At 66.4% G+C, this 23,278-nt stretch carries 22 protein-coding genes and 1 pseudogene; 12 read left to right on the top strand and 11 right to left on the bottom strand.

Features of this window, described 5'->3' with window-relative positions:
- Window positions 1-36: 36 nt before the first annotated feature.
- From YQ44_RS11240 to YQ44_RS11210, 7 genes and pseudogenes are all read right to left on the bottom strand, one after another.
- Window positions 37-399: an ankyrin repeat domain-containing protein gene (locus YQ44_RS11240; RefSeq protein WP_071323456.1), complete on the bottom strand. Its 363-nt coding sequence runs from the start codon at window positions 397-399 to the stop codon at window positions 37-39.
- Between the two features lie 56 nt (window positions 400-455).
- Window positions 456-1,673, bottom strand: a complete 1,218-nt coding sequence (locus tag YQ44_RS11235; RefSeq protein ID WP_071323455.1) for an MFS transporter — start codon at window positions 1,671-1,673, stop codon at window positions 456-458.
- A 92-nt stretch (window positions 1,674-1,765) separates the two neighbouring features.
- A complete protein-coding gene (locus tag YQ44_RS11230) occupies window positions 1,766-2,452 on the bottom strand; it encodes a GNAT family N-acetyltransferase (RefSeq protein ID WP_232251258.1) in 687 nt (228 codons plus the stop codon).
- A gap of 30 nt (window positions 2,453-2,482) precedes the next feature.
- On the bottom strand, window positions 2,483-2,770 hold the full coding sequence (locus tag YQ44_RS11225) for a pentapeptide MXKDX repeat protein (RefSeq protein ID WP_071323453.1): 288 nt from the start codon (window positions 2,768-2,770) through the stop codon (window positions 2,483-2,485).
- Window positions 2,771-2,914: 144 nt separating this feature from the next.
- Window positions 2,915-3,646 carry a molybdopterin-dependent oxidoreductase gene (locus YQ44_RS11220; protein WP_442905935.1) on the bottom strand — a complete coding sequence of 244 codons (732 nt, stop codon included), beginning with the start codon at window positions 3,644-3,646 and terminating at the stop codon, window positions 2,915-2,917.
- A 99-nt stretch (window positions 3,647-3,745) separates the two neighbouring features.
- Window positions 3,746-3,985: pseudogene (locus YQ44_RS11215) on the bottom strand (cytochrome b/b6 domain-containing protein); the annotation flags it as partial.
- Window positions 3,985-4,791, bottom strand: coding sequence for a DUF1223 domain-containing protein (locus tag YQ44_RS11210; protein ID WP_071323451.1), 807 nt, complete (start codon window positions 4,789-4,791; stop codon window positions 3,985-3,987). The gene YQ44_RS11210 and the pseudogene YQ44_RS11215, both read right to left, overlap by 1 nt.
- Window positions 4,792-4,952: 161 nt before the next feature.
- On the opposite strand from YQ44_RS11210, the gene YQ44_RS11205 reads away from it, so the two are divergent.
- From YQ44_RS11205 to YQ44_RS11160, 10 genes are all read left to right on the top strand, one after another.
- Window positions 4,953-5,549, top strand: coding sequence for a sigma-70 family RNA polymerase sigma factor (locus tag YQ44_RS11205; protein ID WP_071323450.1), 597 nt, complete (start codon window positions 4,953-4,955; stop codon window positions 5,547-5,549).
- The gene (locus YQ44_RS11200) at window positions 5,546-6,193 is read left to right on the top strand and encodes an NrsF family protein (RefSeq protein WP_071323449.1); all 648 of its coding nucleotides are present in this window, start codon (window positions 5,546-5,548) and stop codon (window positions 6,191-6,193) included. The genes YQ44_RS11205 and YQ44_RS11200 overlap by 4 nt, the downstream gene beginning before the upstream one ends.
- Window positions 6,194-6,312: 119 nt before the next feature.
- On the top strand, window positions 6,313-7,812 hold the full coding sequence (locus tag YQ44_RS11195) for a DUF4331 domain-containing protein (RefSeq protein WP_071323448.1): 1,500 nt from the start codon (window positions 6,313-6,315) through the stop codon (window positions 7,810-7,812).
- 12 nt (window positions 7,813-7,824) lie between these two features.
- The gene (locus YQ44_RS11190; protein WP_071323447.1) at window positions 7,825-8,064 is read left to right on the top strand and encodes a hypothetical protein; all 240 of its coding nucleotides are present in this window, start codon (window positions 7,825-7,827) and stop codon (window positions 8,062-8,064) included.
- Window positions 8,065-8,151: 87 nt separating this feature from the next.
- A complete protein-coding gene (locus YQ44_RS11185; RefSeq protein WP_071323446.1) occupies window positions 8,152-9,363 on the top strand; it encodes a tetratricopeptide repeat protein in 1,212 nt (403 codons plus the stop codon).
- A complete protein-coding gene (locus YQ44_RS11180) occupies window positions 9,360-10,481 on the top strand; it encodes a HupE/UreJ family protein (RefSeq protein ID WP_071323445.1) in 1,122 nt (373 codons plus the stop codon). The genes YQ44_RS11185 and YQ44_RS11180 overlap by 4 nt, the downstream gene beginning before the upstream one ends.
- Before the next feature lie 118 nt (window positions 10,482-10,599).
- Window positions 10,600-11,109: a sigma-70 family RNA polymerase sigma factor gene (locus tag YQ44_RS11175; protein WP_071323444.1), complete on the top strand. Its 510-nt coding sequence runs from the start codon at window positions 10,600-10,602 to the stop codon at window positions 11,107-11,109.
- A complete protein-coding gene (locus YQ44_RS11170) occupies window positions 11,106-12,092 on the top strand; it encodes a FecR domain-containing protein (protein ID WP_071323443.1) in 987 nt (328 codons plus the stop codon). The genes YQ44_RS11175 and YQ44_RS11170 overlap by 4 nt, the downstream gene beginning before the upstream one ends.
- 104 nt (window positions 12,093-12,196) lie before the next feature.
- The gene (locus tag YQ44_RS11165; RefSeq protein ID WP_083411770.1) at window positions 12,197-14,659 is read left to right on the top strand and encodes a TonB-dependent siderophore receptor; all 2,463 of its coding nucleotides are present in this window, start codon (window positions 12,197-12,199) and stop codon (window positions 14,657-14,659) included.
- Complete coding sequence (locus YQ44_RS11160; RefSeq protein ID WP_198043915.1) at window positions 14,659-15,885, top strand: PepSY-associated TM helix domain-containing protein; 1,227 nt, start codon at window positions 14,659-14,661, stop codon at window positions 15,883-15,885. The genes YQ44_RS11165 and YQ44_RS11160 overlap by 1 nt, the downstream gene beginning before the upstream one ends.
- Here the strand turns inward: YQ44_RS11160 and YQ44_RS11155 are convergent.
- Both YQ44_RS11155 and YQ44_RS11150 read right to left on the bottom strand, forming a co-directional pair.
- A complete protein-coding gene (locus YQ44_RS11155) occupies window positions 15,869-16,414 on the bottom strand; it encodes an RNA 2'-phosphotransferase (protein WP_071323442.1) in 546 nt (181 codons plus the stop codon). The two genes, YQ44_RS11160 and YQ44_RS11155, sit on opposite strands and share 17 nt — an antisense overlap.
- Window positions 16,415-16,480: 66 nt before the next feature.
- Window positions 16,481-18,535, bottom strand: coding sequence for a TonB-dependent receptor (locus YQ44_RS11150; protein WP_083411769.1), 2,055 nt, complete (start codon window positions 18,533-18,535; stop codon window positions 16,481-16,483).
- Window positions 18,536-18,684: 149 nt separating this feature from the next.
- On the opposite strand from YQ44_RS11150, the gene YQ44_RS11145 reads away from it, so the two are divergent.
- On the top strand, window positions 18,685-19,890 hold the full coding sequence (locus tag YQ44_RS11145) for a response regulator (RefSeq protein ID WP_156894786.1): 1,206 nt from the start codon (window positions 18,685-18,687) through the stop codon (window positions 19,888-19,890).
- A 4-nt stretch (window positions 19,891-19,894) separates the two neighbouring features.
- Here YQ44_RS11145 and YQ44_RS11140 read toward each other — a convergent pair whose 3' ends face one another.
- Complete coding sequence (locus tag YQ44_RS11140) at window positions 19,895-20,275, bottom strand: immunity 22 family protein (protein ID WP_071323439.1); 381 nt, start codon at window positions 20,273-20,275, stop codon at window positions 19,895-19,897.
- Between the two features lie 2 nt (window positions 20,276-20,277).
- A complete protein-coding gene (locus YQ44_RS11135; protein WP_071323438.1) occupies window positions 20,278-22,977 on the bottom strand; it encodes a polysaccharide deacetylase family protein in 2,700 nt (899 codons plus the stop codon).
- A gap of 164 nt (window positions 22,978-23,141) precedes the next feature.
- Here YQ44_RS11135 and YQ44_RS29670 point away from each other — a divergent pair, with 164 nt between their 5' ends.
- On the top strand, window positions 23,142-23,264 hold the full coding sequence (locus YQ44_RS29670) for a hypothetical protein (protein WP_257786883.1): 123 nt from the start codon (window positions 23,142-23,144) through the stop codon (window positions 23,262-23,264).
- Window positions 23,265-23,278 lie beyond the last annotated feature (14 nt).

Raw genomic sequence — 23,278 nt, 5'->3', positions numbered from 1 at the left:
ATGGGAGTATCGGCGGGCAAGTGCGCATGCCGGGAATCACCGTGCGAGAACCGGCGCATGGCGCGCCAGCAGCGCGGCGATCTGCCGGCCCGCCTCATCCTTGCGCTTGCGCGCGCGCAGCCTCGCCGTCAGCCCCATCCAGCCGGGAATGTCCGGGTCCGCGCCATGGCTCAGTAGCAAGCCGACCATTTCCGGGTAGTCGCCCTGCACGGCCAGGCATAACGGCGTCTCGCCTATCCGGTCTTGCTCATGCGCATTGACCTGCGCGCCGGCGCCCAGCAGCAGCTCGGCGGCATGGTAATGCTCGCCCTGGACGGCATAGTGGAGCGGCGTGCAGCTCAAGTCGTCAAACAGCCGCGGCGGAAAACCGGCATCCAGCAGGCGCCGCATCTCCTTCATGTCCCCATCCTGTGCGGCGCGGTGCAGTTGTTCCCGCGCAAACCAGTCTTCCCCCGTCACGCCCGCAAACCCTTCTGCACCTTCCACGCCAGCGGCAAGGTCAGCAGCAACAGCGCCGCCAGCACCGTCAAGGCCGTCGGCACGCTCGTATGGTCGCCCAAGGCGCCGAACAGCACGGGCGACAGCGCGCCGCCGCCGATGGTGCCCGTGTAGAACAGGGCGAATGCCTGTTCGCGCTTGCCGGGTCCGGCCAGTTCCGGCACCACGCCGTACAGTACGGACGAGGTGCCGTTGAGCGCCAGCCCCAGCAAGGGCAACATGGCCATGATGCCGGCCAGGGGCAGCCACAGGGCCGCGACGATGAGGATAGAGGTCATCGATTCCGTCAGCCACACGGTCTTCATCATGCCGATGCGCGCGCCCAGATAGCCGCACAGCAGCTTGCCGAAGGCGCCGCCGACGAACAGCAGGGACAAGGCCACGCCGATACCGGCCGTGCCCGCGCCCTTGCTTTTCAATAAAAATGGCAGGAAGGTGAGAAAGCCCATGCGCACGGCGCTGTCCAGCGTGCCCGTGGCCAGCAGCGCGCGAAAGCCCCCTGCCGAACCGCTGCCCGCGATCGGTTTGAGCACTTTTTTCTGGATGGCTTGCAGCTCGCCGGGCTTCGGCAATAGCCACCACAGCAAGCCGGCCGCCGCCAGGCCCAGCAGGCCGATGAGGCTGACGCTGGCTTGCCAGCTGCACACCAGCAACAGCAGGCCCACCAGCGCGGGGATCAGGGTCTTGCCGATGTCGCCGGCGAAATTGTATTGCGACAGCGCTTCCTTCACGCCGCCGCCCGCCTCGTGCGTATCGGTGACGATGGACGAGGCCAGCGGATGCTGGGTGCTGGCGCCCAGTCCGCCCAGCAGCAAGGCCAGCAGCAACACGGCCAGGCCGCCCGCCTGCCCCGCGATCAGATAGGCGAGGCCAGCGAGCGCCGTGCCGCCCACCAGCATGCGCTCGCGCCCCCAGCGCCGCGCCATGCGGCTGGCCAGCAACTGGAAACCGGCCATCATGCCCGAATACGAGCCGCGCAGCAGCCCCACCATGGCGTAGCTGATGGCAAACTGCGCTTGCCAGATGGGCAAGAGCACATAGATGACATCGGTCAAGCCGTCATGCACGGCATGCGCGCCGCAGGCGGCGAACAGCGAGCGGCGGCGCAGGGATTTGTCGGAGATGGCGATGGCGTGCGGTTCGGGAGCAAGCGCGGTGGTGTGCGGATCGTTCATGGCTCTGCGGTTGAGTAGCGGGCGAAATGCATCGGAAGCGAGACGAAAGCAAGCAGTATACAAGTATCGGCTCATCCGCATGGCACGACAGCCTATCCTTGCGGATTGATCAGCGCATTGAGCACCATATCCTCCCATTTTCCGGCAATTTTCAGGTAGGCCCGGGCATAGCCTTCCCGTTCGAATCCCAGCCTTCCCAGCAGGCGTTCGCTCCTGACATTGGCAGGCATGTGGTTGGCCATGATGCGGTGCAGCCGAACGACCTCGAATACATGGCGGATGCCCGCCGCCGCCACTTCCTGCATCAGGCCGCGGCCTTCATATTCCCGGGCGATGGAATAGCCGAGATTGCAGGCCTGCAAAGGGCCCCTGACGATATTCGTGAAGTTACAGCCGGCAACCATCGTCTTCGCGGCCTTGTCGATGGCGATGAAATTGACGGCATGGCCATCGAGAAATGCGCGGTAAGCGAGCGCGGCGCGCGCGTGGCACGCTTCTGCGCCATGGAACTGGCTGTCGCGCTCCGGCTCCCACGGCGCCAGATGCCGTTTGTTCTCTTGCTGGTATGCATGCAGCAAATCGGCATTGTCGGGATGCAGCACGGTCAGGACAGTCCGTGGCGTTTCAAGCAAAGGCAGTGGCGGCATGGGCAGGCTTGGTTTCCAGTAGTGCACAGGGTGCGGGCCGGAGTCCGGCAAGGCGGCCGAAGGCAGCCATCGCCATGAACTCTGATGCATTGCATACTCCGCGTCAATACCCGCGCGACATTGCGCCGCCACCAGAGGCGGCGCAATGCCGGCTATGCCAGCTTATTTGGCCATCGCATCCTTGGCCATGCCATCCTTTTTCATCTCGTCCTTTTTCATTTCATCCTTCTGCATGCCGTCTTTCGCCATGCCATCCTTGGCCATGTGGTCTTTCTTCATGTGTTTCTTGGCCATCGGCTTGTGCATGCCATCCTTGCCCATGGCATCCTTGTGCATGGCGTCGGCCGAGGCCTCCTTGGCCATCGGGTCCTTCTTCATGGCGTCCTGGGCGAACGCGGCGCCCGACATGAGGATGGCGGAAGCGATGATGGCGGTGATCGTGGTTTTCATGATAAGTCCTTGTCTCAGTGTTGGATGGGCGAAATTGCCCGGTGGTAAAACTGTCGCTGTGCTGCCGGTAATGCCTGTTGCCAAATAACAGGAAGGTCGGGAGGTGTGGCCAAGGCCAGGCGCATTGCCGCCTTCCCGGCCTTCCTAGGAGCCGCCGAACCAGTTGTAGCCCTGATTCTCCCAATACCCTCCCGGATACGTGTTCGTGACAAAAATGGCCTGGATATGCTTGGGGTTCTTGTAGCCCAGCTTGGTCGGCATGCGCAGCTTCATCGGGTAGCCATACTTGGGCGGCAGTTCCTTGCCGTCGTAGCTCAGGGCCATGATGGTTTGCGGATGCAGGGCCGTGGCCATGTCGATGCTGGTGAAATAATCGTCGGCGCATTTGAAGCCGATGTATTTCGCCGTCGTGTCGGCGCCGACCAGCTTGAGGAAGTGGGAAAACGGCACGCCGCCCCACTTGCCGATGGCGCTCCAGCCTTCCACGCAGATGTGGCGCGTCACCTGCGTTTCCTGCGGCAAGGCGCGCAGCTGCGGCAAGCTCCACGGCTTCCTGTCGGCGATCAAACCGCTCAATTCCAGGCGCCAGGCGTCGCCGTCGACCTCTTCCACCTCATCCTCGCCGTAATAGGCGTTGAAGGGGAACGGCCGCGCGATCATGGACTCGGGATAGGTCGGCGCCAGTTTGTTGGGGTCGAAGAGCCAGCCCTGCACCGTGTCGTTGAAGCGCGACACCGCCGCCAGGGCCGTCTCGATGCTCGATGGGTCGCTGACATTGCAGCCCGTCAGCATGGACAGGCCGCCCAGGGTCAGGCTGCGCTGCAGGAACAGGCGACGCGACGGCTGCTTGATCTGGCGCAAGGCATCGGCCAGCATGGCCTGGCCGGGTTCAGCCACGATGATGGTTTTTTTCATGGGGTTCTCCGTTTAACGTCCGCGCAGCATGGCCAGCAAGGTGCGCGGCACCAGCGCCACCATCGCCAGGTGCACGCCGACAAAGCCGGCCAGCAGCCACATGGCGGCGAAATGCCATTGCAGGGCGCCGCCCAGCCAGCCGCCCAGGGTCAAGGCGCGCGGCAGCTCGAACGGGAAAAATGGCGCCGCGTTGTAGATGCGCCAGCCGCTGGCGGCCAGCACGACCACGGCCACGGCATTGAGCCAGTGCGTGATGCGCAGCCAGGCCGGGTGGATGGTGGCGGTGGCAGGCGTCTGCATCACAGCACTCCCCCGGCGCAGGACGCCGTGCTGACGGCTTGCAGGATGGCGCTGCCGCCCGTCTGCTGCACGAAGGCCACGACTTGCAGCCGCTCCGGGCGCCAGCTGGCAGGAAGATCGACTTCGCGGCGCAGCTGGGCGCGGCCTTGCGCCAGCGCTACCGGTCCCAGCCACAAGCGCACGGCCGCATCGTGGTGCAGCGTGGCGCCGCGGTTTTCGCCGCGCAGCACGGTCGAAGTGATGCCGCTTTCGCTGATGGCCAGGTACAGCTCGCCGCTGGTGGCCGCGTCCGGCGCGCTGGCATGCGCGTCGAGCAGCAGCTTGCCGCCCGCCCCCGGCGTGGCGGACAGGCCGATGTTGACGCTGGCGGCGGTCGCGTTGATGCGGCGTATGGCGGCCGGCAACTGTGTCTGCCAACCGCGCAATTCCGTGCCGCCAACGAAAAACTGCGGCGTGTAGGCGACCTGGCGCCGCTGGTAGCGCAGCAGCCGCGCCTGGCGCGCGTCGAATTGCGCCTGCGCCAGCGGGTCCGCCCAGCCGATCTGGTCCCAGTACGTCACGTGCAGGGCCAGCGGCACGACCAGGCTGGCCGCCCCCGCCTCCTTGCGCAGGGCATTCAGGCGCTGGTCGGCGGGCGGGCAGCTGGAGCAGCCTTCGCTGCTGTACAGTTCCACCAGCGCCGCCGTCCGCGGCCCGCTGTGCACGGCGCAGCGCTGGCCGGCCGCCATTTGCGCGGCGGCCGGCGCCGCTACGCTCACGCCGAGGGCGGGAAGAAGCAGGATTGCGAGGCGGTGCTTGATGTCCATGGTCTTTAGCCGGTATATTGAATTAAGAAACGTTGAATTAAGAAACGTTGAATGAAGAAGCGTGCTTGCCAGTCAATTCGCCGCGCGATACGGATTGGTTACAGCCGCTGCCAAAAATAATCCGGGATTTATTTTTTCAATGCCTGTCACCAAAGGCCCGCATGCAACGAATACCTGTAAGCGAACACCTGCATGGCACGGAATTGCGGCTGCACGGCTTGATGCTGCGCGGGCTCGATGGCGATGCGGCGGCCTACCGCAGTTTTTTGCAGGCAACGAGCCAGCATTTGCGCGCATTCCTGCGGCGGCGCCTGCAGCGCTGGCCGGATGAAGTGGAAGACCTGGTGCAGGAGTGTTTGCTGGCCATTCACAACCAGCGCCTGACCTACGATACGGGGGTGCCGCTGACGTCGTGGATCCATGCGATCGCGCGCTATAAATTGATCGACTGGCTGCGCCGGCATGCGCGGCGCGAGGCGCAGCACTTGCCGTATGACGAGGAGGATGGAGCGCAGGAACTGTTTTCCAGCGCCGACGCCGACGCTGCCGAGGCCAGCCGCGACCTGGGCAAATTACTGGCCGGCTTGCCGGCGCAGCAGCGCGACGCCATCGTGCATACCAAGCTCGACGGTTGTTCCGTGCGCGACACGGCGGCCGCCATGCAGATTTCGGAAGCCAGTGTCAAGGTGGCCGTGCACCGCGGCTTGAAGGCGCTGGCGGCCCATTTAAGAACAGGCAATGAGGGAAACGCACCATGAAAACCGATGACTTGATCGCCATGCTGGCCAGCGGCCCCGACGTGGCAGCCGCGCCACCGCCGGGCGCGCACTGGCGCGCCGCCGCCACGCTGGGCGCCGGAGTACTGGCCAGCGTGGCGCTGATGGCCATGCTGCTGGGCGTGCGCCCCAACCTGGAACAGCTGACCCTGCTGCCCGACTTCTGGATCAAGGTCGGTTTCGTCATCTGCCTCTCCCTGGCAGCCTGGCATGTCAGCCGCCGCCTCTGCGTGCCGGGGGCGGCCACCCGCGCCCTGCCCCTGCTGATCGCCGTGCCCGTGCTCCTGATGTGGGCGCTGGGCGCCATCACCGTCAATGAAGCGCCGCCAGAGCAGCGTGCCGAGCTGTTCTGGGGTGCCACCTGGCGCAGCTGCCCCCTGCTGATCGCCATGCTGTCCCTGCCCCTCCTGGCCGCCGTGCTGCGCCTGATGCGCGAGCTGGCGCCCACGCGCCTGCGCCTGGCGGGCGCGGGCGCCGGGTTTGCCGCCGGCGCCATGGCGGCCCTCGTCTACTGCCTGCATTGCCCGGAGCTGGCCGCCAGCTTCGTCGGTTTCTGGTATGTGCTGGGCATGCTGGTGCCGACCGCCATCGGCGCCGCCATCGGGCCGAAAGTGCTGGCCTGGTAAGCCCCTGGCGGCCCTGGCCAAAGAATTGAATCCGTTTTCTCCCACCGTGCGTACAAGTCAGGCAGCCTGCAGTTTTTTAGACTTGTTGGTCAACGTACATAAAAATCGGGAGAATCGAAATGTCTTTGTCACGCTCGAAAACCGCCCTCGGCGCCGCCCTTCTGGGCAACCTGCTGGCGCTGGCCCTGGCGCCAGCCGCCTACGCTTCCAGCCACCGGGAAGCGCCATTCATCACGCAAAACCCCAAGGTCGACGCCACCGACTTCTATATGTTCCGCAGCTATGAGGCCGGCCGCGGCGCCTACACCACGCTGGTGGCCGACTATATCCCCCTGCAGGACGCGTATGGCGGCCCCAACTACTTCGCCATGGATCCCAACGCCCTGTACGAAATCCATATCGACAACAATGGCGACGGCAAGGAAGACCTCACCTTCCAGTTCCGCTTCACCAACACCATCAAGGATGGCCAGTTCACCGTGGGCGGCAAGAAAGTGTCGATTCCGCTGGTCATCAACGGCGGCGCCATCGATTCCGTCAATCCGGCCGGCCTGAACGTGCGCGAAACGTACAGCGTGACGGTGGTGCGCGGCGACCGGCGCACGGGCACGAGAAGCGCCGTCACCAACGCCAGCGGCGGCGGCACGACGTTCGATAAGCCCGTCGACAATATCGGCAACAAGGCCATCCCCAACTACGCCGCCTATGCGGCGCAGCATGTGTACGCCGTCAACATTCCCGGCTGCGCCGCGCCGGCGCGCCTGTTCGTCGGCCAGCGCAAGGACCCGTTCGTGGTCAACCTGGGCGAAACCTTCGACTTGATCAATATCAAGGCGCCCGCCACGGAATTCGCCGCAAATGCGGAGTCGGCAGCCAAGGATGACCTGGCGCGCAAGAACGTCACGGCCATCGAGATGGAAGTGCCGACCTCCTGCCTGACGGCCGGCAGCGACCCCGTCATCGGCGGCTGGACCACGGCCAGCCTGCGCCAGGGCCGTTTGCTGAATCCCGCGCCCGGGACCACCACCACGGCGTCGAAGGAAGGCGGCGCCTGGGTGCAGGTGTCGCGCCTGGGCATGCCGCTGGTAAATGAACTGGTGATCGGCCTGAAGGACAAGGACCGTTTCAACGCCAGCAAGCCGTCGGGCGATGCGCAATTCGCCGACTACGTCACCAACCCGACGGCACCGGCGCTGGTGGAAGTACTGTTCGGCTCGGCCGGCGCCAAGGCGCCCACCAACTTTCCCCGCAATGACCTGGTGGCTACTTTCCTGACCGGCATCAAGGGCGTGAACCAGCCCGTAACGGTGGTTGCCTCTGAAATGCTGCGCCTGAACACGTCGATCGCGGCCACCAATGTGGGTGCGCAAAACCGCCTCGGCGTCATCGGCGGCGACAACGCGGGCTTCCCGAATGGCCGCCGCCCTGGCGACGACGTGGTCGACGTGGTGCTGCGCGTGGCCATGGGCAAGCTGTGCACGCTCAATATCGGCTGCGTACCCGGCGATGCGCCTGCCGGCGGCCTGCACTTTACGGATGGCGCCTTCCTCGACGAAACCGCGTTCACGGCAGCTTTCCCCTACCTGAAAAATCCCGTGGCCGGTTCGCCGCAGCTGTAATAGGAGAATGCGATGAAAAAGCTCTATGCATGCGGCGCCCTGGCGCTCACGGCCCTGCTGGCCGGCTGCGGTGGCGGCGGCAGCAGCAGTGGCGACAACGGCGGCACCACGCCGCCGCCCGTGGTCCTGCTCGACGCCTTCTATGTGGCCGTCAGCAATGTCATTGCGACCACCAGCGATGACAAGGACGGCGTCGCCATCGACGCCATCATGGCGACGTCTCCGGAAAATACGGAACCGGTGCCGCTGTAACGCGCAGTAACTGAGTGCGGGCGCCGGAGACAGCGTTCTCCGGCGCCCCGCCCTTGCCGCCCTATTCCACCGTCGATGGCGTCCACGATGAAAATACCAATTTCCCTGCTGTGCGCCTGCCTGCCGCTGCTGGCATGGGCCGCGCCCTACACGCCGAAAGACGGCAGCGCCGTCATCGAACAGCTGCCGCGCCGCGCCGACGCCACGCAGCTGGCCTTGCGCGGCCTGCGCCAGCAACTCACGGCCACGCCGCAAGACCTGGCGCTGGCCACCAGCCTGGCGCAGCGCTATATTGCGCTGGCGCGCAGCGAGACGGACCCGCGCTACCTGGGCTACGCACAGGCGGCGCTGGCGCCGTGGTGGCGGCAGGCGGCGCCGCCCCTGCCCGTGCGCCTGCTGCGCGCCACCATCTTGCAAAGCACCCACCAGTTCGCTCCCGCCCTGCAAGACCTCGACGCCATCATCGCGCAGGAACCGGGCAATGGCCAGGCCTGGCTGACGCGCGCCACCGTGCTCACCGTGCAGGGCGACTATGCCCGGGCGACGGCGGCCTGCGCGCGCCTGTCGGCGCTCGCCAGCCAGCTCGTTACCGTCAGCTGCATCGCCAATATCGCCAGCGTCACGGGCCGCGCCGCCGGCAGCGAGCGCCTGCTGGACCTGACCCTGCAAAGGAGCGCCGGCGTGGCGCCCGAGCTGGAAGGCTGGGCCTTGACCCTGCTGGCGGAAATGGCCACGCGGCGCGGCGAAACGGCGCTGGCCGAAAGCCGCTACACGACAGCGCTGGCGCGGCAGCCGCGCGACAGCTACCTGCTGGGCGCCTACGCGGATTTCCTGCTCGACCGGCAGCGCCCGCAGGAAGTCGTCAAGCTGCTCAACGAGCAGCAGCGCATCGACGCCCTGCTGCTGCGTTATGCGCTGGCCCTGCAGGCGCTGCCCGGCCAGCAAGCGGCATTCCTGGCGGCAAAAGCGGAACTGGCGGCCCGTTTCCACGCCGCCCTGCAGCGCGGCGACACCGTGCACCAGCGCGAGCAGGCCCGTTTCGCCCTGTTCCTGCAGCAGGATGTGCCCGCCGCCCTGCGGCTGGCGCAGCGGAACTGGGCAATCCAGAAGGAAGCGCCCGACATGCGCATCCTGCTGGAAGCGGCGCTGGCCGCCCGCAACTACGCGGCCGCGCAACCGGTGCTGGCCTGGATCGCCGCCAATGGCGTGGAAGACGTGGCCCTGCAGGCGCTGGTCAAACGGCTGGGGCCGCAGGATGGCCAGAAGCTCAGCGCCGCCAGGAAGGCAGGTGCGCTGTGAAACGGTGTTTGTTCGCCCTGTTTTTACTCTGCGCCTGGCTCGCTCCCGCGCAAGCCCACAAGCCCAGCGACAGCTATCTGAGCCTGGCCGTGCACGGCCAGCGGATCGAAGGGCAATGGGATATCGCCCTGCGCGACCTCGATTTCGCCATCGGCCTCGACGGCAATGGCGACGGCGCGCTGACGTGGGATGAAATCCGCGTCCGCCACGACGCCATCGCCGCCTATGCCCTGCAGCGCCTGCAGCTGGCCAGCGACCAGGGCGCCTGCCCGTTGAAAGCCGTCGAGCAGCTGATCGACCGCCACACGGATGGCGCCTACAGCGTGCTGCGCTTTACGGCCAGCTGCCCCGGCGGCGCGCCGACGGCCTTACACATCGGCTACACCCTGTTCGCCGACCTCGATCCGCAGCACAAGGGCCTGCTCAAGATCGATCACGGCGGCGTCACGCAGACGGCCATCTTCGACCCGGACAACCCGCGCCAGACCATCTCGCTGGCGACGCCCGACCGCCTGGCGCAGTTCGGCGCCTATGTGAAGCACGGCATCTGGCATATCTGGATCGGCTACGACCATATTTTATTTCTGCTCTCGCTGCTGCTGCCGGCCGTGCTGCTGCCTGGCCGGCGCGACGAACAGCAAGGCTTGCAGGCGGCCTTTTATGACGTGCTGAAAGTCGTCACGGCCTTCACGCTGGCCCATTCCATCACCTTGAGCCTGGCCAGCCTGTCGCTCGTCTCGCTGCCGTCGCGCTGGGTCGAGTCGGCCATCGCCGCTTCCGTCATCCTGGCGGCGCTGAACAATCTGCTGCCTTTGTTCCGCGGAAAGCGCCCCGTGGCCGCCTTCGCCTTTGGCCTGATCCACGGCTTCGGCTTCGCCAGCGTGCTGCGCGACCTGGGCTTGCCGCAGGGCGCATTGCTGGCCAGCCTGCTGGGCTTTAACGTGGGCGTGGAAATCGGCCAGCTGGCCATCGTCGCCGCCTTCCTGCCCGTCGCCTGGCTGCTGCGCAAGACGTGGTTGTACCGGCAGGTGCTGACCGTGGGCTCGCTGGCCATCGCGCTGGTGGCCGCTGTCTGGCTGGTGGAGCGGGTCGCCGATATCAAGCTGATCACGGCCTGAGAGCGTTGCTGGCTTGCCACTGCCTGAGCACAGGGCCTGACAATCGGGCTACAATACGAACAATTCTCAATCGCATCAAGGCCTGACCGTCCAGCGGAGCATGGCATGGAAAGGTTGCATGCTACGTCCCGAACTGGAACTGCACCGGCAAATCGAAGTGCTCTACAGCGACCACCACGGCTGGCTGCAGGGCTGGCTGCGCCGCAAGCTGGGCAACGCCTTCGATGCGGCCGACCTGGCGCACGACACGTATTTGCGCATTCTCGCGCGCGGCCGCGCGCCGGCGCCCGTGGAATCGCGCCAGCACCTGGCGCAGATCGCCAACGGCCTCGTGGTCGACCTGTTCCGCCGCCGGCATATCGAGGCGGCCTACGCGGACGCCATCGCCGCGCAGCCGGAAGCGGCCGCGCCGACGCCGGAAACGCGCGCGCTGATCGTCGAGGCGCTGATGGAAATCGACGCCATCCTGGCCAGCCTGCCGCAGAAGGTGCGCGACGCCTTTTTGCTGTGCAAGCTCGAAGGCCTGGCCTATGCCGATATCGCCGCGCGCCTGGACGTATCCGTCTCGTCGGTGGAAAAATACATCGCCCGCGCCCTGCTGGCCTGCTGCGCGGCGCAATTCACATGAGCCCCCCCTTGGACAGTCCACCGATTGCCCCGGCCGTGCTGCAGCGCGCCGCCGAATGGATGGCGCGGCTGTGGGCGGAAGACGCCAGCGCGGCCGATGCCGATGCCTGCGCCGCCTGGCGCGCCGCCCATCCTGAGCACGAGCGGGCCTGGACCCGGCTGCAGCGCTTTGCCCGGCAATTCGACGCCCTGCCGCGCGAGGTGGCGCGCGGCGCGCTGGCGCCGCCCCAGCGCCAGGCCGCCGGCCGCCGGCGCGCCTTGCAGCTATTGGGCCTGATCGCGGCCGGCGGCGGCACGGCGCTGCTGGCGCACGAATCGGACCTGTGGCGGCGCGCCGCCAGCGACTACCGCACGGCTGTGGGCGAGACGCGCGCCATCGTGCTGGCCGACGGCACGCAGCTGGTGCTCGACACGGCCAGCGCCATCGACGTCGCATACGGCGCCGGCGAACGGCGCATCGTGCTGCGCGCCGGCGCCATCCTCGTCACCACCGCCCACGAAACGGCGCCTGTCTACCGCCCGCTGCTGGTCGCAACGCCGCAGGGCACGGCGACGGCGCTGGGCACGCGCTTCTCCGTGCGCCTCGATGGCGGCGCCAGCACGGTGGCCGTCTTCCAGGGCGCCGTGGCGCTGCAGCCGGCGCAGGACGGCGCCGGATCCGTGCGCCTGCGGGCGGGCCAGCGCGCCGGCTACTCGCGCCTGGCCGTGCAGGACATCGGCAGCGTCGAGGACAGCGCCGCCGCCTGGGCGCACGGCAGCCTGGTGGCCGAGCGCATGCCCCTGGGCGAACTGCTGGCCGAACTGGGACGCTACCGCCACGGCGTGCTGCGCTGCGACGCGCGCATCGCCGGGCTGCGCGTGACCGGCGTGTACTCGCTGCGCGACACGGACCGCTCGCTGGCCAACCTGGCCCTGAGCCTGCCCGTGCAGCTGGTCTACCGCACGCGTTACTGGGTCAGCGTGGCCCCCCGTTTCGCCGCTTGAAAAATAAAGTCAGAATAAGTGCAAAAAACGTTGAGGGTTTTGGCGGCTCGTACGGAATACGGGAAGAACCATTTTTTTCCTTCCACTTTCCAAGGATCTGCACCATGCCTCATCGCTCGACCGCGCCCACCCGCCACCTGCGCCCGTTTCCCATCGCCGCCGCCATCCAGGCCCTGTTCCTGGCCGGCGCCGCCGTGGGCGCCCTGGCCGTCACCGCGCCTGCCGCCCAGGCTCAGACGGCGGACAACACGCAGGCGCAGCGCCAGTACGCGATTCCCGCCGGCTCCCTCGAGCGCGCGCTGACCACGTTCGCCAGCGCGGCCGGCGTGGAACTGTCGGCCGATGCGGCGCTCCTGCAGGGCAAGCGCAGCGGCGGGCTGACGGGCAGCTACACGGTGCGCCAGGGCTTCGAGGAACTGCTGCGCGGCCAGGGCCTGCGCCTCGTGGCGGGCGCCGACGGCGCATATGCGCTACGGGCCGGAGCCGCAGTGACGCAAGCGCAGGCAGGCGCGCAGGCCACCCTGCCCGCCATCACCATCAATGCCAGCAGCGAGCGCGAAACGGCCACCGGTCCCGTGCGCGGCTATGTGGCGCGGCGCGCCGCCTCGGCCACCAAGACGGATACGACCTTGAATGAAAATCCGCAATCCATGTCCGTCGTCACGGCCGACGAAATCAGCGACCGCAACGCCGAATCGCTCGATGAAACCCTGCGCTACACGGCCGGCGTGACGCCGAACCAGCGCCCGCTGGGCAGCGACGATTCCTCGCTGCTGCGCGGCTTCACCATCGAAACGACGGGCATTTTGCAGGACGGCTTGCGCAATTCGGGCCGCACCTTTGGCGCCTCCATCGAGCCGTATGGCCTGGAGCGCCTGGAAGTGCTGCGCGGCCCCGCTTCCGTGCTGTACGGGCAGATTCCGCCCGGCGGCATGGTCAACGCCGTCAGCAAGCGCCCCAGCGTGGACGCCGTGCGCGAAGTGGGCATGGAATACGGCAGCTACCAGCGTCGCCAGCTGAAGGCCGACGTGGGCGGCGCGCTCGACGCGCAAGGCGCATGGACCTGGCGCGTCGTCATCCTGGGCCGCGAAGCGCACACGCGGCTGGAGCGCGACCGCGACAACCGCCTGTATGTCGCCCCTTCGCTGACGTGGCAAGCGGGGCCGGATACGCGTTTGACCCTGCTGGCGCGCTACGAGCAGGACAACCAGCAGTACGCGTTTCCCAACCAGCTGCTGGTGCCGGGCCCGCGCGGCCAGGTCGATCCCCGCGTCAACCTGATGGGCGACGACAACCGCTTCAAGCGCCGCAACACCATGCTGGGCTACGAGTTCGAGCACACATGGAACGATACCTGGTCGCTGCGCCAGAATCTGCGCTACACGCGCCTGAACAACGACCGCACGGACATGTTCCCCGGCGGCCTGAACGACAACGGCACGGTGGAGCGCTATTTCTGGCCCGTCGACACGGAATCGCGCAGCCTGTTCGCCGACACCCAGCTGCAGGCGCGGTTTGCCACGGGCGGCCTGACGCACCAGGTGCTGCTGGGCGTCGACTACGCGAACATCCGCAACACGGACGACTACCGCTACCAGAAGGGTTTCGTCGAACCGCTCGACCTGTACCATCCCGTGTATGGCAAGCAGCCGCTGGTGCCGGCCAAGGCGCCCACGCGCGCCGACGCCCCGTCGCGCCAGCTGGGCCTGTACGCGCAGGATCAATTGAAATGGGAGCGCTGGGTCGTGACGGCAGGCCTGCGCCGCGACAAGGCCACGCAATCGCGCGACGTCATCGACCTGGCCAGCGGCGCCGTCAAACCTGATTACCACCAGTCGCCATCGGCCACCACGGGCCGCCTGGGCGCCGTCTACCTGTTCGACGGCGGCTGGGCGCCGTATGTCAGCTACGCCACCTCGTTTTCGCCCGAACTGGGCACGATGGCGGGCGGCGGCGCGTTAAAGCCGTCGCGCGGCAAGCAGCTGGAAGCGGGCGTGCGCTACGAACCCGTGGGCCGGCACGCCAGCTATACGGCCGCCGTGTTCGACCTGGTGCGCGACAATGTCTCGACGTCCGACATCGCCAATCCGGGCCACTTGCTGCAGACGGGGCAAGTCAAGGCGCGCGGCGTGGAACTGGAAGCGCGCACGGAGTTCGCCAGCCGTTTGAGCCTGATCGCCCAGTACACCTACCTCGATACGGAAGTAACGAAGAGCAATAACGGCGACCTGGGCCTGCAACAGCCGGGCGCGCCGCGCCATAGCGCCTCGGCCTGGGCGCGCCAGTCGTTCAACGTGGCCGGGACCCTGCCCGCGCATGCGGCGCTGGGCATGCGCTTCCTCGGCGCCATGCGCTCCAATTCGGACGGCGACAACCTGAATCTCCGCAACGGCGGCATCACGCAGTGGGATGCGGCGCTGGGCATGTCGCGCGGACCTTGGCAGTTTTCCCTCAACGTCAACAACCTGTTCAACAAGCAGGCGCTGTATGACTGCGGCTACCTGCCGAACCTGTGCTACCGCAGCGCCGAACGCACGGCCAACGTCAGCGCCATGTACCGCTTCTGATGCCCTCGCTGCAGATGCGGCCCGCACTGGCGGCCATGCACCGCTACGCCGGCCTGCTGATGGCCGGCTTCCTGATCGTGGCCGGCGTCACGGGCAGCGCGCTGGCGTGGAAGGATGCACTGGAGGCGGCGATGCTGCCCGCCGTGTTCCGCGTGGCGCCGCCCGCGCCTGGCGCGGCGCCGCTCGACGCCCTGCTGCTGCGCGAACGGGTGGCCGCGCGCTTCCCGCAGGCGCAGGTGAGCTACGCGCCGCTGTCGGCGCCGCCCGGCCACAGCATGCAGTTCTACCTGCGCCCGGCGGGCCAAACGCCGCTGGCCAGCGACGAAGTGTTCGTCGATCCGTACACGGGCGCCGTGCTGGGCCAGCGCCGGTGGGGCGACATCGGCCAGGGCGCCATCAACCTGCTGCCCTTCATCGAGCGCCTGCACTACGCGCTGGCGCTGGGCGACACGGGCTTGCTGGTGTTTGGCCTGATCGCCGTGCTATGGACGGTCGACTGCTTCATCGGCGCCGCCCTGACCTTCCCCACGCGCCTGAAAAAACGGGGGCCGGACACGAAAGCCTGGCTGCTGCGCTGGCGTCCTTCATGGCTGCTGCGCCGCCATGGCGGCAGCTATAAACTGGTGTTCGACCTGCATCGCGCGGGCGGCCTGTGGCTGTGGGCCATGCTGCTGGTGTTTGCCTGGAGCGGCGTCGCCTTCAACCTGTACGGCGTATATGCGGCCGTGATGCAGCCGCTGTTCCCGCACCAGGGCGCCGAGGAAGTGGTGGCGCGGCACACGCCTTCGCCCGCGCCGCACCTGGACTGGCCGGCCGCGCGCGCGCAGGGCCGCCAGCTGATGAACGAGCTGGCGCGCCGGCACGCATTTAGCATCATCGAGGAAAACGCGCTGGCGTACGAGCGCGCACTGGGTGTGTACAGCTACCACGTGCGCAGCAGCCGCGACGTGCGCGCCCACAAGGGCCTCACCACCGTCTTTTTCGATGCGGCCAGCGGCCAACAGCTGGCCACCTGGCTGCCCACGGGCGCGGCCAGCGGCGACACCATCCGCAGCTGGATCAGCGCCCTGCACATGGCCTCGATGTGGGGCTGGCCCTTCAAGCTGTTCATCTGCGCCATGGGTGTGCTGGTGGCGACCCTCAGCATCACGGGTGTGCTGATCTGGCGCCGCAAGCGCCAGGGCCAGGCCAGGGCAAACCTGCCGCGCTTCAGGGGAAACCGATGAACGCCGCCGGCACGGCGTCCGTCAGCCACACGCCATTGGCCGACACATAAAACACGTGGCCCCGGGCCTGCATGGCGGCTGCGTCCACCGTCAGCACGACGGGCTTGCCATGGCGCGCGCCCACGGCCACGGCCGTTTCGCGGTGGGCAGACAGGTGCACATGGTTGCGCGACCCGGCCAGCAGGCCGGCCGCGCGTATTGCCTCGACAAAGCGGCTGGCCGTGCCGTGGTACAGCATGGCGGGCGGCGCGGCAGGCGGCAAGCCGATATCGACGGCGGCCAAGGAGTGCCCCTGGTTGGCGCGGATGCGCAAGCCATCGGCACTGATGGCGTAGCGCGTCTTGCTGTCGCGTGCCACCACGTCATCCAATTGGTCACGCGAAAGGCGGCGGCCATGCCGGGCCGCCTGCGCCAGCAGCTGGCCGATGTCGGCCCAGCCCTGGGCATCGAGCGCGAGGCCGATTTTTTCAGGCGCGTGGCGCAGGATAAGGGAAAGGAATTTGCTGGTGTGTACTAAATTATCGGTCATTCAATCTTGTTATTATGGGTCAATGCAGGCGCCCACAGCGGGCGCCATGGCCGCAGTCTACGCCTGTTAAAACACATATGACAAGGTCAGGCGCGCAGAACGCGGTTCCACGGGATGGAAATGCCGGTCGTTCACCCCATCTTGCGCCTCGCCGGGCAGGCGCGACGCGTAGTAGTAATCGATGTCGCTGGCGCGCTTGTCGAACAGGTTGAAGACGTCGAGCGACAGCCGCGTCCTGCGGTTGAGCTGGTAGGCCAGGCGCGCATACGCCAGTGTCGTCGAGGCGGAGCGCACGCTATTGTCCTCGATCAAGGGACGGGGGCCGAAGTAGCGCAGCTGGAAGGCGCCCGACCACGGGCCCTGGTCCGTCACCGTCATGCCGAACGAGGCCACCTTGCCGATGGCGCCGGGGATATGCTTGCCGGCCGGGTCATTCTGCGTGTAGCGCGATCGGGAAGCGGCCAGGTCGAGGTCGAACAGCAGCCAGGGCGCGGCAATGTAATGGTTGTTCCACTCGATGCCGTGGCGGCGGCTGGCGCGGCTCGCCTCCGTTTCGCCCGCGTCGCCGACGAACAGCAGTTCCGAATCGATGTCGAGGCGCCACAGCGCCAGCGAGCTTTGCAGGCCCGGCAACCACTCCGTGCGCGCGCCCAGCTCCATGCCTTTGGTCGGCACCAGCGGCGTGACGGGCGTGGCGGCCTCGCCGTTGGGCAAGCGCGTCTGCGTCGTGCCGCGTGCATCGTTGCTGTGGAAGCCCTTGCCGTAATTGACGAAAAACTCCGTCTTGCTCCACGGGCCGAAGATCAAGGACAGTTTCGGCGACACCACATGGTCGCGCGCCGTGCCGCTGTTGCCGTCGATGCTGCTATCGACCTTGAAACGGTAGGCGTCATAGCGCAAGCCCGCCACCGAACGCAGCCACGGCAGCCATTGCACCGTGTTTTCGCCGTACAGGCCGAGGCTGGCCTCGCGCACGCGGTCTTCGCGCACCGTGCTTTGCCGGATGCGCTCCACCGTGTCATACAGGCCCACGGGCGACAGGCGGTCGAAACGCCCCTGCACGCCAACCTTGTTGCGCATAGACAATCCTGCCAGCTGCGTGTTCCAGCTTTCGCTGGCGTTCACGCCCGCCACCGTGCGCCGCTCGCTTTGCTGGAACTGGTCGCCCTGTTCCGGCTTGGCCAGGAAATACGTGAAATCGCTGTTCAGTTCCAGCTGCGAGCGGATCAGGTAGGCATCGAGTTCGAACAGGCGGTTTTGCGTGCGCTGGCGCATGGCGTAGGACAGGCTGTAGCGCGACGTGTCGCCACCGTCGCTGGGCGCCAGCGAGCCGAAGCGGCCGATCTGGCCCGCTTCCACGGCGCGCAGCGGCACCTGGTCGGTGGCGTTCCAGTGATTCCTGTAAGCCATGGCCGTCACGCTGTAGCCGTCATCCGCCGTGCCCTGGCTGTAGCGCAGCACGCCGCTGTATTTGCGCACGTTTTCCGGCACGTCCCAGGGGCCGTTGTTGCGGTTCACCTCCATGCCGTACAGCAAGGTGCCCGGTCCCGCATCGAAGGAATCGGCAACGACGCCGCGCACATAGCCATGCTGGCCCACGGAGACGCTGGCCTGGCCTTGCGGCAATTTATCCGCCAGGCGGATGCGCGCCGCACCGGCCGAGGAAAAATCGCCCTCGCCGGCGAAATACGGCCCCTTCTTGTAGTCGATGCGCTGCACCAGTTCGGGAATGAGGAAATTGAGGTCGGAATAGCCCTGGCCATGCGCATGCGTGCGCATGTTGACGGGCATGCCGTCGACATGGGTAGCGAAATCCGTGCCATGGTCAAGATTGAAGCCGCGCAGGAAATACTGGTTGGCCTTGCCGTCGCCGCTATGCTGGGTGACGATCAGCCCCGGCACGAATTCCAGCAACTCGCCCGTGCGCAAGGCGGGCCGGTTGATGATCAGTTCGCTGGTGATGACGCCCTGGCTGGCCGCATCCGAGGTGCCGACGGCGTTGTCGTAGTGGCCGGACACCCGCACGGTGCGCGCCTCGTCAACGGCTGTGGCGGCCGTGGCCGGGGCTGCGGCCGCCGCCCTGTTTGCCATCGACAGCAGCGCCAGCGCACAAGCTGCCATCCGTTTGCTTTTTATCAATCCCATCGCGCCCCCAGTTTTTATGATGTCAGTACAGGCCGCCGGCCGTGGCCGGCCTACCGCTTATATACGCGGCCATCGCCCGTCTGGATTCAGCGCTGGCGATATGGCCGACTTGGCAAGGAGTGCCCGTGGACCAGACCGATAACGCCAGCAAGCCGGCCAGGAACGTGCCTGCCAGCGTACGTAAGCGCGACGTGCTGCCCTACATCCTGCTGTTCATCCTGCTGGCAGGCTTGCTGGCCGTGCTGGCCGGCGCCCTGCTGCCGCCCCATTACCAGGCCGTGCCGGCGTTGCTGTGGAGCCTGGGATTTTGCGTCAGCGGCATGCTGCTGGGCTTTTTATTCGGCATTCCACGCACCTTGCCGTCGGGCACCGTCAACATGGCGACACCCGATGAGCGGGCCGGCGGCAAGAGCCGCCCCACGGACGAGCCGCCAGCCACGGCGGGCGATGCGGCCGCCAGCAACGCCAGCAACACCCTGTTCCTCGGCACGCCGACGCCGATGGAGATCAATTCGAATTTGGTGGAAGTGTCGGACTGGCTGACGAAAATCATCGTCGGCGTCGGCTTGATCGAACTCAAGAGCCTGCCCGCCAGCGCACGCAGCATGGCCGCCTTCATCGCGCCCAGCCTGGCCGTCGACACGGCCACGGCCATGGCCGTGGTCGGCGGCATCATGCTGTTTTTCTCCGTGCACGGTTTCCTTATCGGCTATTTGCTCACGCGCATCTACCTGTCCATCATGATCAAGCGCGCCGACAGCCTCGTGAAAAACGAGTCCGTGCGCCTGGAAAGCGGCAAGGAAATCGAAGTAACCGAGCTGAGCCGTTTGCAGCAAAAGTCGCTCGACGACATGCAGGAAGCCGTCACGCAGCTGCTGCTGGCCCATCCTCCCGATGGCGGCGCCGCCGTCACGGCCCTGGCCGGCATGCCGACGGCGCAAAAACCGTCCAGCCTGGTGCTGTGGCTGGACGACCACCCGCGCAACAACACCCTGCTGGTGGAACAGCTGGAACGGGAAAACATCAAGGTGGACCAGGCCGTCTCGACGCGGCAGGCGCTGGCCATGCTGCAACAGAAGCGCTATGCGCTATTCATCACGGACATGGCACGGGCCGAAAACGGCCGGCGCGTCAAGGATGCGGGCGTGCGCACGGTGCGCGAAGTGGGCCAGGTCCAGCCGGACCTGCCCATCATCGTGTATTGCAGCAAGGATACGGTCGCCAGCTATGGCGTGGAAGCGGAGGCGGCTGGCGCGCGCTTCATCACCACCTCGGGCACCAGCCTGCTGGCCAGCGTGAACAAGCTATTGCATGAGGAGCGCGAACGCTGAAGCGTCAAGCAATGACATAGGCATAGCTGCCCACGTAATGCAGCGAGCTGCGCTGTGGATGGGCGAGCTGGTTGGGCGCAAACACGCAGACGCTGGTGTCGGCCAGCACGCCCTGCGCATCGGCGTCCGCGCCAGCCCGCGCCAGCCAGCTGTCGCCATACGACACGCCATCGAGCAGCTGCGCCAGCGGCGCGGGCGCCGCCAGCATCGCGCTTTCAAGGCAGGCGGGCTCGTACTGCGTGAGCCCGGTTTCCAGGAAGAACGCCGACGGCACGGCGTCGCCATCTGCCGTGTACGTGGGCGCCAGGAAGGCTTGCAGCGCTTCCCAGCTGGCGAAGCGCCCGCTGCAGGCAAACACGTGGACGATGGACTGGCTGCCGGCCACGCTTACAGCTTCTCCATCTTTTGCCGAACGGCCGGGGCCGTGGCGGCCGTCGGCGCCAGTTCCAGATAAGTCTTGTACGCGGCTTTCGCCTTGGCGGCATCGCCGGCCTTGGCATAGGCGTCGCCCAGGTTCAGGTAGGCGATGGCGCGCGACGGGTCCATCCGCACCGTGTTTTCAAACCAGCGGGCCGCTTCGCGGTATTTTTCCTGCTTGTAGAAGACAAAGCCCAGGTTGTTGGCCGCCAGCGCGAAGTCGGGACGCAATTTCAGCGCTTCCGTAAATTGCGCTTCCGCCTGCGCATACTGCTTTTCCTTGTACAGCTGCAAGCCGCGGTCGTTGGCCCGCTGCGCCAGCTGGCGCGTGGAAGTGGGCACGGCGCCCGGCGTGACGATCTTCTGTTCGCCGCCCTGCAAGTCCTTCACCGTCACGCTGGCCGCCTGCGGCTTGGCGTCGAGCTTGCTATTCAGGGCGATGGCTTCCGTCGACAGCTGCGCCGTGTTCGGGCTGAGGAATTCCGTCTCGCCCGGCAATTCGAAGACGAAATCGCCCCCTTCCGAGCCGGGCAGGCTGCCAAACGCGGGCGTCTGGTTCGATACGCTGGAGACGGCCGGCGCCACGTAGGCCGCCAGTTCCGTCGCCGTGATCAGGCCGTCACCGTTGAGGTCGCCCTTGCCCGCCAGGCCCTGCAGCAGGGTCCACGTAAACACGGAATGGCCGTTCGGTCCGCCATCGGCCACCAGCTGGTCGCCACCGCCGGCCGTCAGCATTTGCCGGCCGATGCGCTTGGCGTTGTCGCGCAGGAAGGAGCTGGACCCGGCGCCGCGGGTCAGGCCCAGGCCGCTGTAACAGGCATCCATGACGAAGAACGCGTGCTTGGCCGTCAGGCTTTCCGCGATATTCTGGATTTCCGTCATCGGGATCGCATCCGTGGCGAACTGCGCCGGGTCGGAATCGGCGGGCACGATGTAGCCGAGGTCGCGTCCGGAACTGAGCTTGCGCGTGGCGCCGTGGCCGGCGAAGAAGACGAAGATGCGGTCGTTCTTTTGCACGCCGCCATGAGCCAGCTTGTCGTGGAAGGCGGCCAGGATGTTGTTGCGCGTCGCTTCGCCGTTTTTCAGGGTCACGACGCGCTCGGGCGCAAACGCGAATTTCTCGATCAGGGTTTCGCGTATGCCTTGCGCATCGCGCACCGCATACTGCAATTTCGGCCATTTCGCGTAATCGTCGATGCCGATCACCACGGCCCAGGAATTGGCATAGCCCGTGGTCACGGGCACTTTTTCCGGCGCCGGCGCCGTGCTTTTGGCCACCTGGAAGCTGGTGCCATCCCAGCCCGCGAATTGATAGCCTTCGGCGATCAGCTTGTCGAGCACGGCCGGCAAGGCTTTCACCGTGCGTTCGTGGATGTCGTGGAACAGGACGATGCCGCGCCCCGCCTTGTCGACGGACGCCAGCACGCGGTTCGTGATGGAGCTGGGCACGGGGTCGGCCCAGTCCAGCGAATCGATATTCCACATCACGGATTTCAGGTGGGCGTCGGCCAGCGCGGCCATGCCTTCGCTGTTGCGCGCGCCGTAAGGAAAGCGGAACAGCGCAGCCCGCTCGGGGCTGATGGCCTTCAACAGGGTGTCGGTGCCGAGGATTTCGCCTTTCAGCTTCTCGCCCGTCTGTTTCGACAGCTGGGCGTGGCTGAAACTGTGGTTGCCCACGGCATAGCCCTCTTTCATCAGCTTGCGGCTCACTTCCGCGCCCGCGTTCAGCTTGGCATGACCTTCCGCGTCGAGCGAGCCCAGGTTGCGGCCCACGTTGAAGAACACGGCCGGCACGCCATACTGCTTCAGGATGGCGCTGATTTCTTCCGTGTAGCGGCGGTGCGGGCCATCGTCGAAGGTCAGCACGATGGTCTTCTTCGGCAAGCCCAGGCCGAAAATTTCCGCCTCGTCCTTCTTCGGCGCCGGCTTGGCTTCGGGCACGGAGCCAGCCGGCGGTGTTGCATACGGCACGACGATGCCGTTGTCCTTGAGGATCTGTTCGCGGCTGTACAGCTTTTTCAGCTGCGCCACGTAGTCGTCCCACCGTTCGCGCTTGAGTTCGATGGCGCGCTGGCCCAGGTTGCCGAAGATTTGCCGGATTTCCTTCTCGTAATTGCGCTCGATCTCGCCCAGCGCGTCGAGGTCTTCGGAAATGCGCTTGTGTAGCTTGATGGCCGGCAAGGAGGAATCCTTGGCGACGTCCGCCAGCATGCTTTGCAGCAGCTCGCGGAAAGCCAGGCGGTCCGCATCGTACAGGCCGGGATCGGATTCGATATACGTCAATAAACTGTCGAGCGCCTCGAAGCGGCCGGGATTGGTGGGTGCCGTCAATTGATCCAGCGCAAGATCGAGCTTGGCGATGCGTTCCTGGTTTTCATGGAACAGCGCCTGTCCCACTTTTCTCGCCTCGTCGCGCGCGCCTTCCGGCAAGCTTTGCTCGTCGGCCAGCAGCACGATAATCTTGCGGAAATTGGCCAGCAAGTCGCGGAACTGGGCCGCCATGGCCGCCGTATCGGCGGCCGATTGCGGCGCGGCGGCCGAGTTGCCGGGCGCGCCGGCGGGAGCGCCCGGCGTGGCGGTGGCGGCCGGACGGGTCAACGTGTAGATGCCGGCACCAGCGGCGAGGGCCACGACGACGGTGGCGGCGATCTTGATCGGCTTGGAAGTCACAGGCTTGTCATTCCCTTCACATACTATGCATAGAATTCAGATGGCGCGGATGCGCAAGATGCATAATTGTAGAGCACGCTTAGCAACTACTCGGTCCGCACGCTGAATTTCGGCAATAATATTGTTGCCAACCTCCATAAAAGATAGTGAAAACGGGAAAGACAATGCACAAGAAACTCTGCGCGGCCGCGCTGATGCTGGGCGTGGCCCTGATGCTGCTGCAACTGCGCGCGCATGCGGGCGATACGGAGGTTAAACCGGCAGGACGCGTGTGCCTGCCCCATTGATCCACGCGTCCCTC

The organism is Janthinobacterium sp. 1_2014MBL_MicDiv (assembly GCF_001865675.1).
Taxonomy (GTDB): Bacteria; Pseudomonadota; Gammaproteobacteria; order Burkholderiales; family Burkholderiaceae_D; genus Janthinobacterium.
This window is presented reverse-complemented; position numbering and strand designations above follow the sequence as displayed.

Bases quoted from the DNA above. Each gene is read 5' to 3' on its own strand.
- YQ44_RS11240 (WP_071323456.1), bottom strand. From the start codon at position 399: ATGAAGGAGATGCGGCGCCTGCTGGATGCCGGTTTTCCGCCGCGGCTG.
- YQ44_RS11235 (WP_071323455.1), bottom strand. From the start codon at position 1,673: ATGAACGATCCGCACACCACCGCGCTTGCTCCCGAACCGCACGCCATC.
- YQ44_RS11225 (WP_071323453.1), bottom strand. From the start codon at position 2,770: ATGAAAACCACGATCACCGCCATCATCGCTTCCGCCATCCTCATGTCG.
- YQ44_RS11220 (WP_442905935.1), bottom strand. From the start codon at position 3,646: ATGCTGGCCGATGCCTTGCGCCAGATCAAGCAGCCGTCGCGTCGCCTG.
- YQ44_RS11210 (WP_071323451.1), bottom strand. From the start codon at position 4,791: ATGGACATCAAGCACCGCCTCGCAATCCTGCTTCTTCCCGCCCTCGGC.
- YQ44_RS11205 (WP_071323450.1), top strand. From the start codon at position 4,953: ATGCAACGAATACCTGTAAGCGAACACCTGCATGGCACGGAATTGCGG.
- YQ44_RS11200 (WP_071323449.1), top strand. From the start codon at position 5,546: ATGAAAACCGATGACTTGATCGCCATGCTGGCCAGCGGCCCCGACGTG.
- YQ44_RS11195 (WP_071323448.1), top strand. From the start codon at position 6,313: ATGTCTTTGTCACGCTCGAAAACCGCCCTCGGCGCCGCCCTTCTGGGC.
- YQ44_RS11190 (WP_071323447.1), top strand. From the start codon at position 7,825: ATGAAAAAGCTCTATGCATGCGGCGCCCTGGCGCTCACGGCCCTGCTG.
- YQ44_RS11185 (WP_071323446.1), top strand. From the start codon at position 8,152: ATGAAAATACCAATTTCCCTGCTGTGCGCCTGCCTGCCGCTGCTGGCA.
- YQ44_RS11175 (WP_071323444.1), top strand. From the start codon at position 10,600: ATGCTACGTCCCGAACTGGAACTGCACCGGCAAATCGAAGTGCTCTAC.
- YQ44_RS11170 (WP_071323443.1), top strand. From the start codon at position 11,106: ATGAGCCCCCCCTTGGACAGTCCACCGATTGCCCCGGCCGTGCTGCAG.
- YQ44_RS11165 (WP_083411770.1), top strand. From the start codon at position 12,197: ATGCCTCATCGCTCGACCGCGCCCACCCGCCACCTGCGCCCGTTTCCC.
- YQ44_RS11160 (WP_198043915.1), top strand. From the start codon at position 14,659: ATGCCCTCGCTGCAGATGCGGCCCGCACTGGCGGCCATGCACCGCTAC.
- YQ44_RS11155 (WP_071323442.1), bottom strand. From the start codon at position 16,414: ATGACCGATAATTTAGTACACACCAGCAAATTCCTTTCCCTTATCCTG.
- YQ44_RS11150 (WP_083411769.1), bottom strand. From the start codon at position 18,535: ATGGCAGCTTGTGCGCTGGCGCTGCTGTCGATGGCAAACAGGGCGGCG.
- YQ44_RS29670 (WP_257786883.1), top strand. From the start codon at position 23,142: ATGCACAAGAAACTCTGCGCGGCCGCGCTGATGCTGGGCGTGGCCCTG.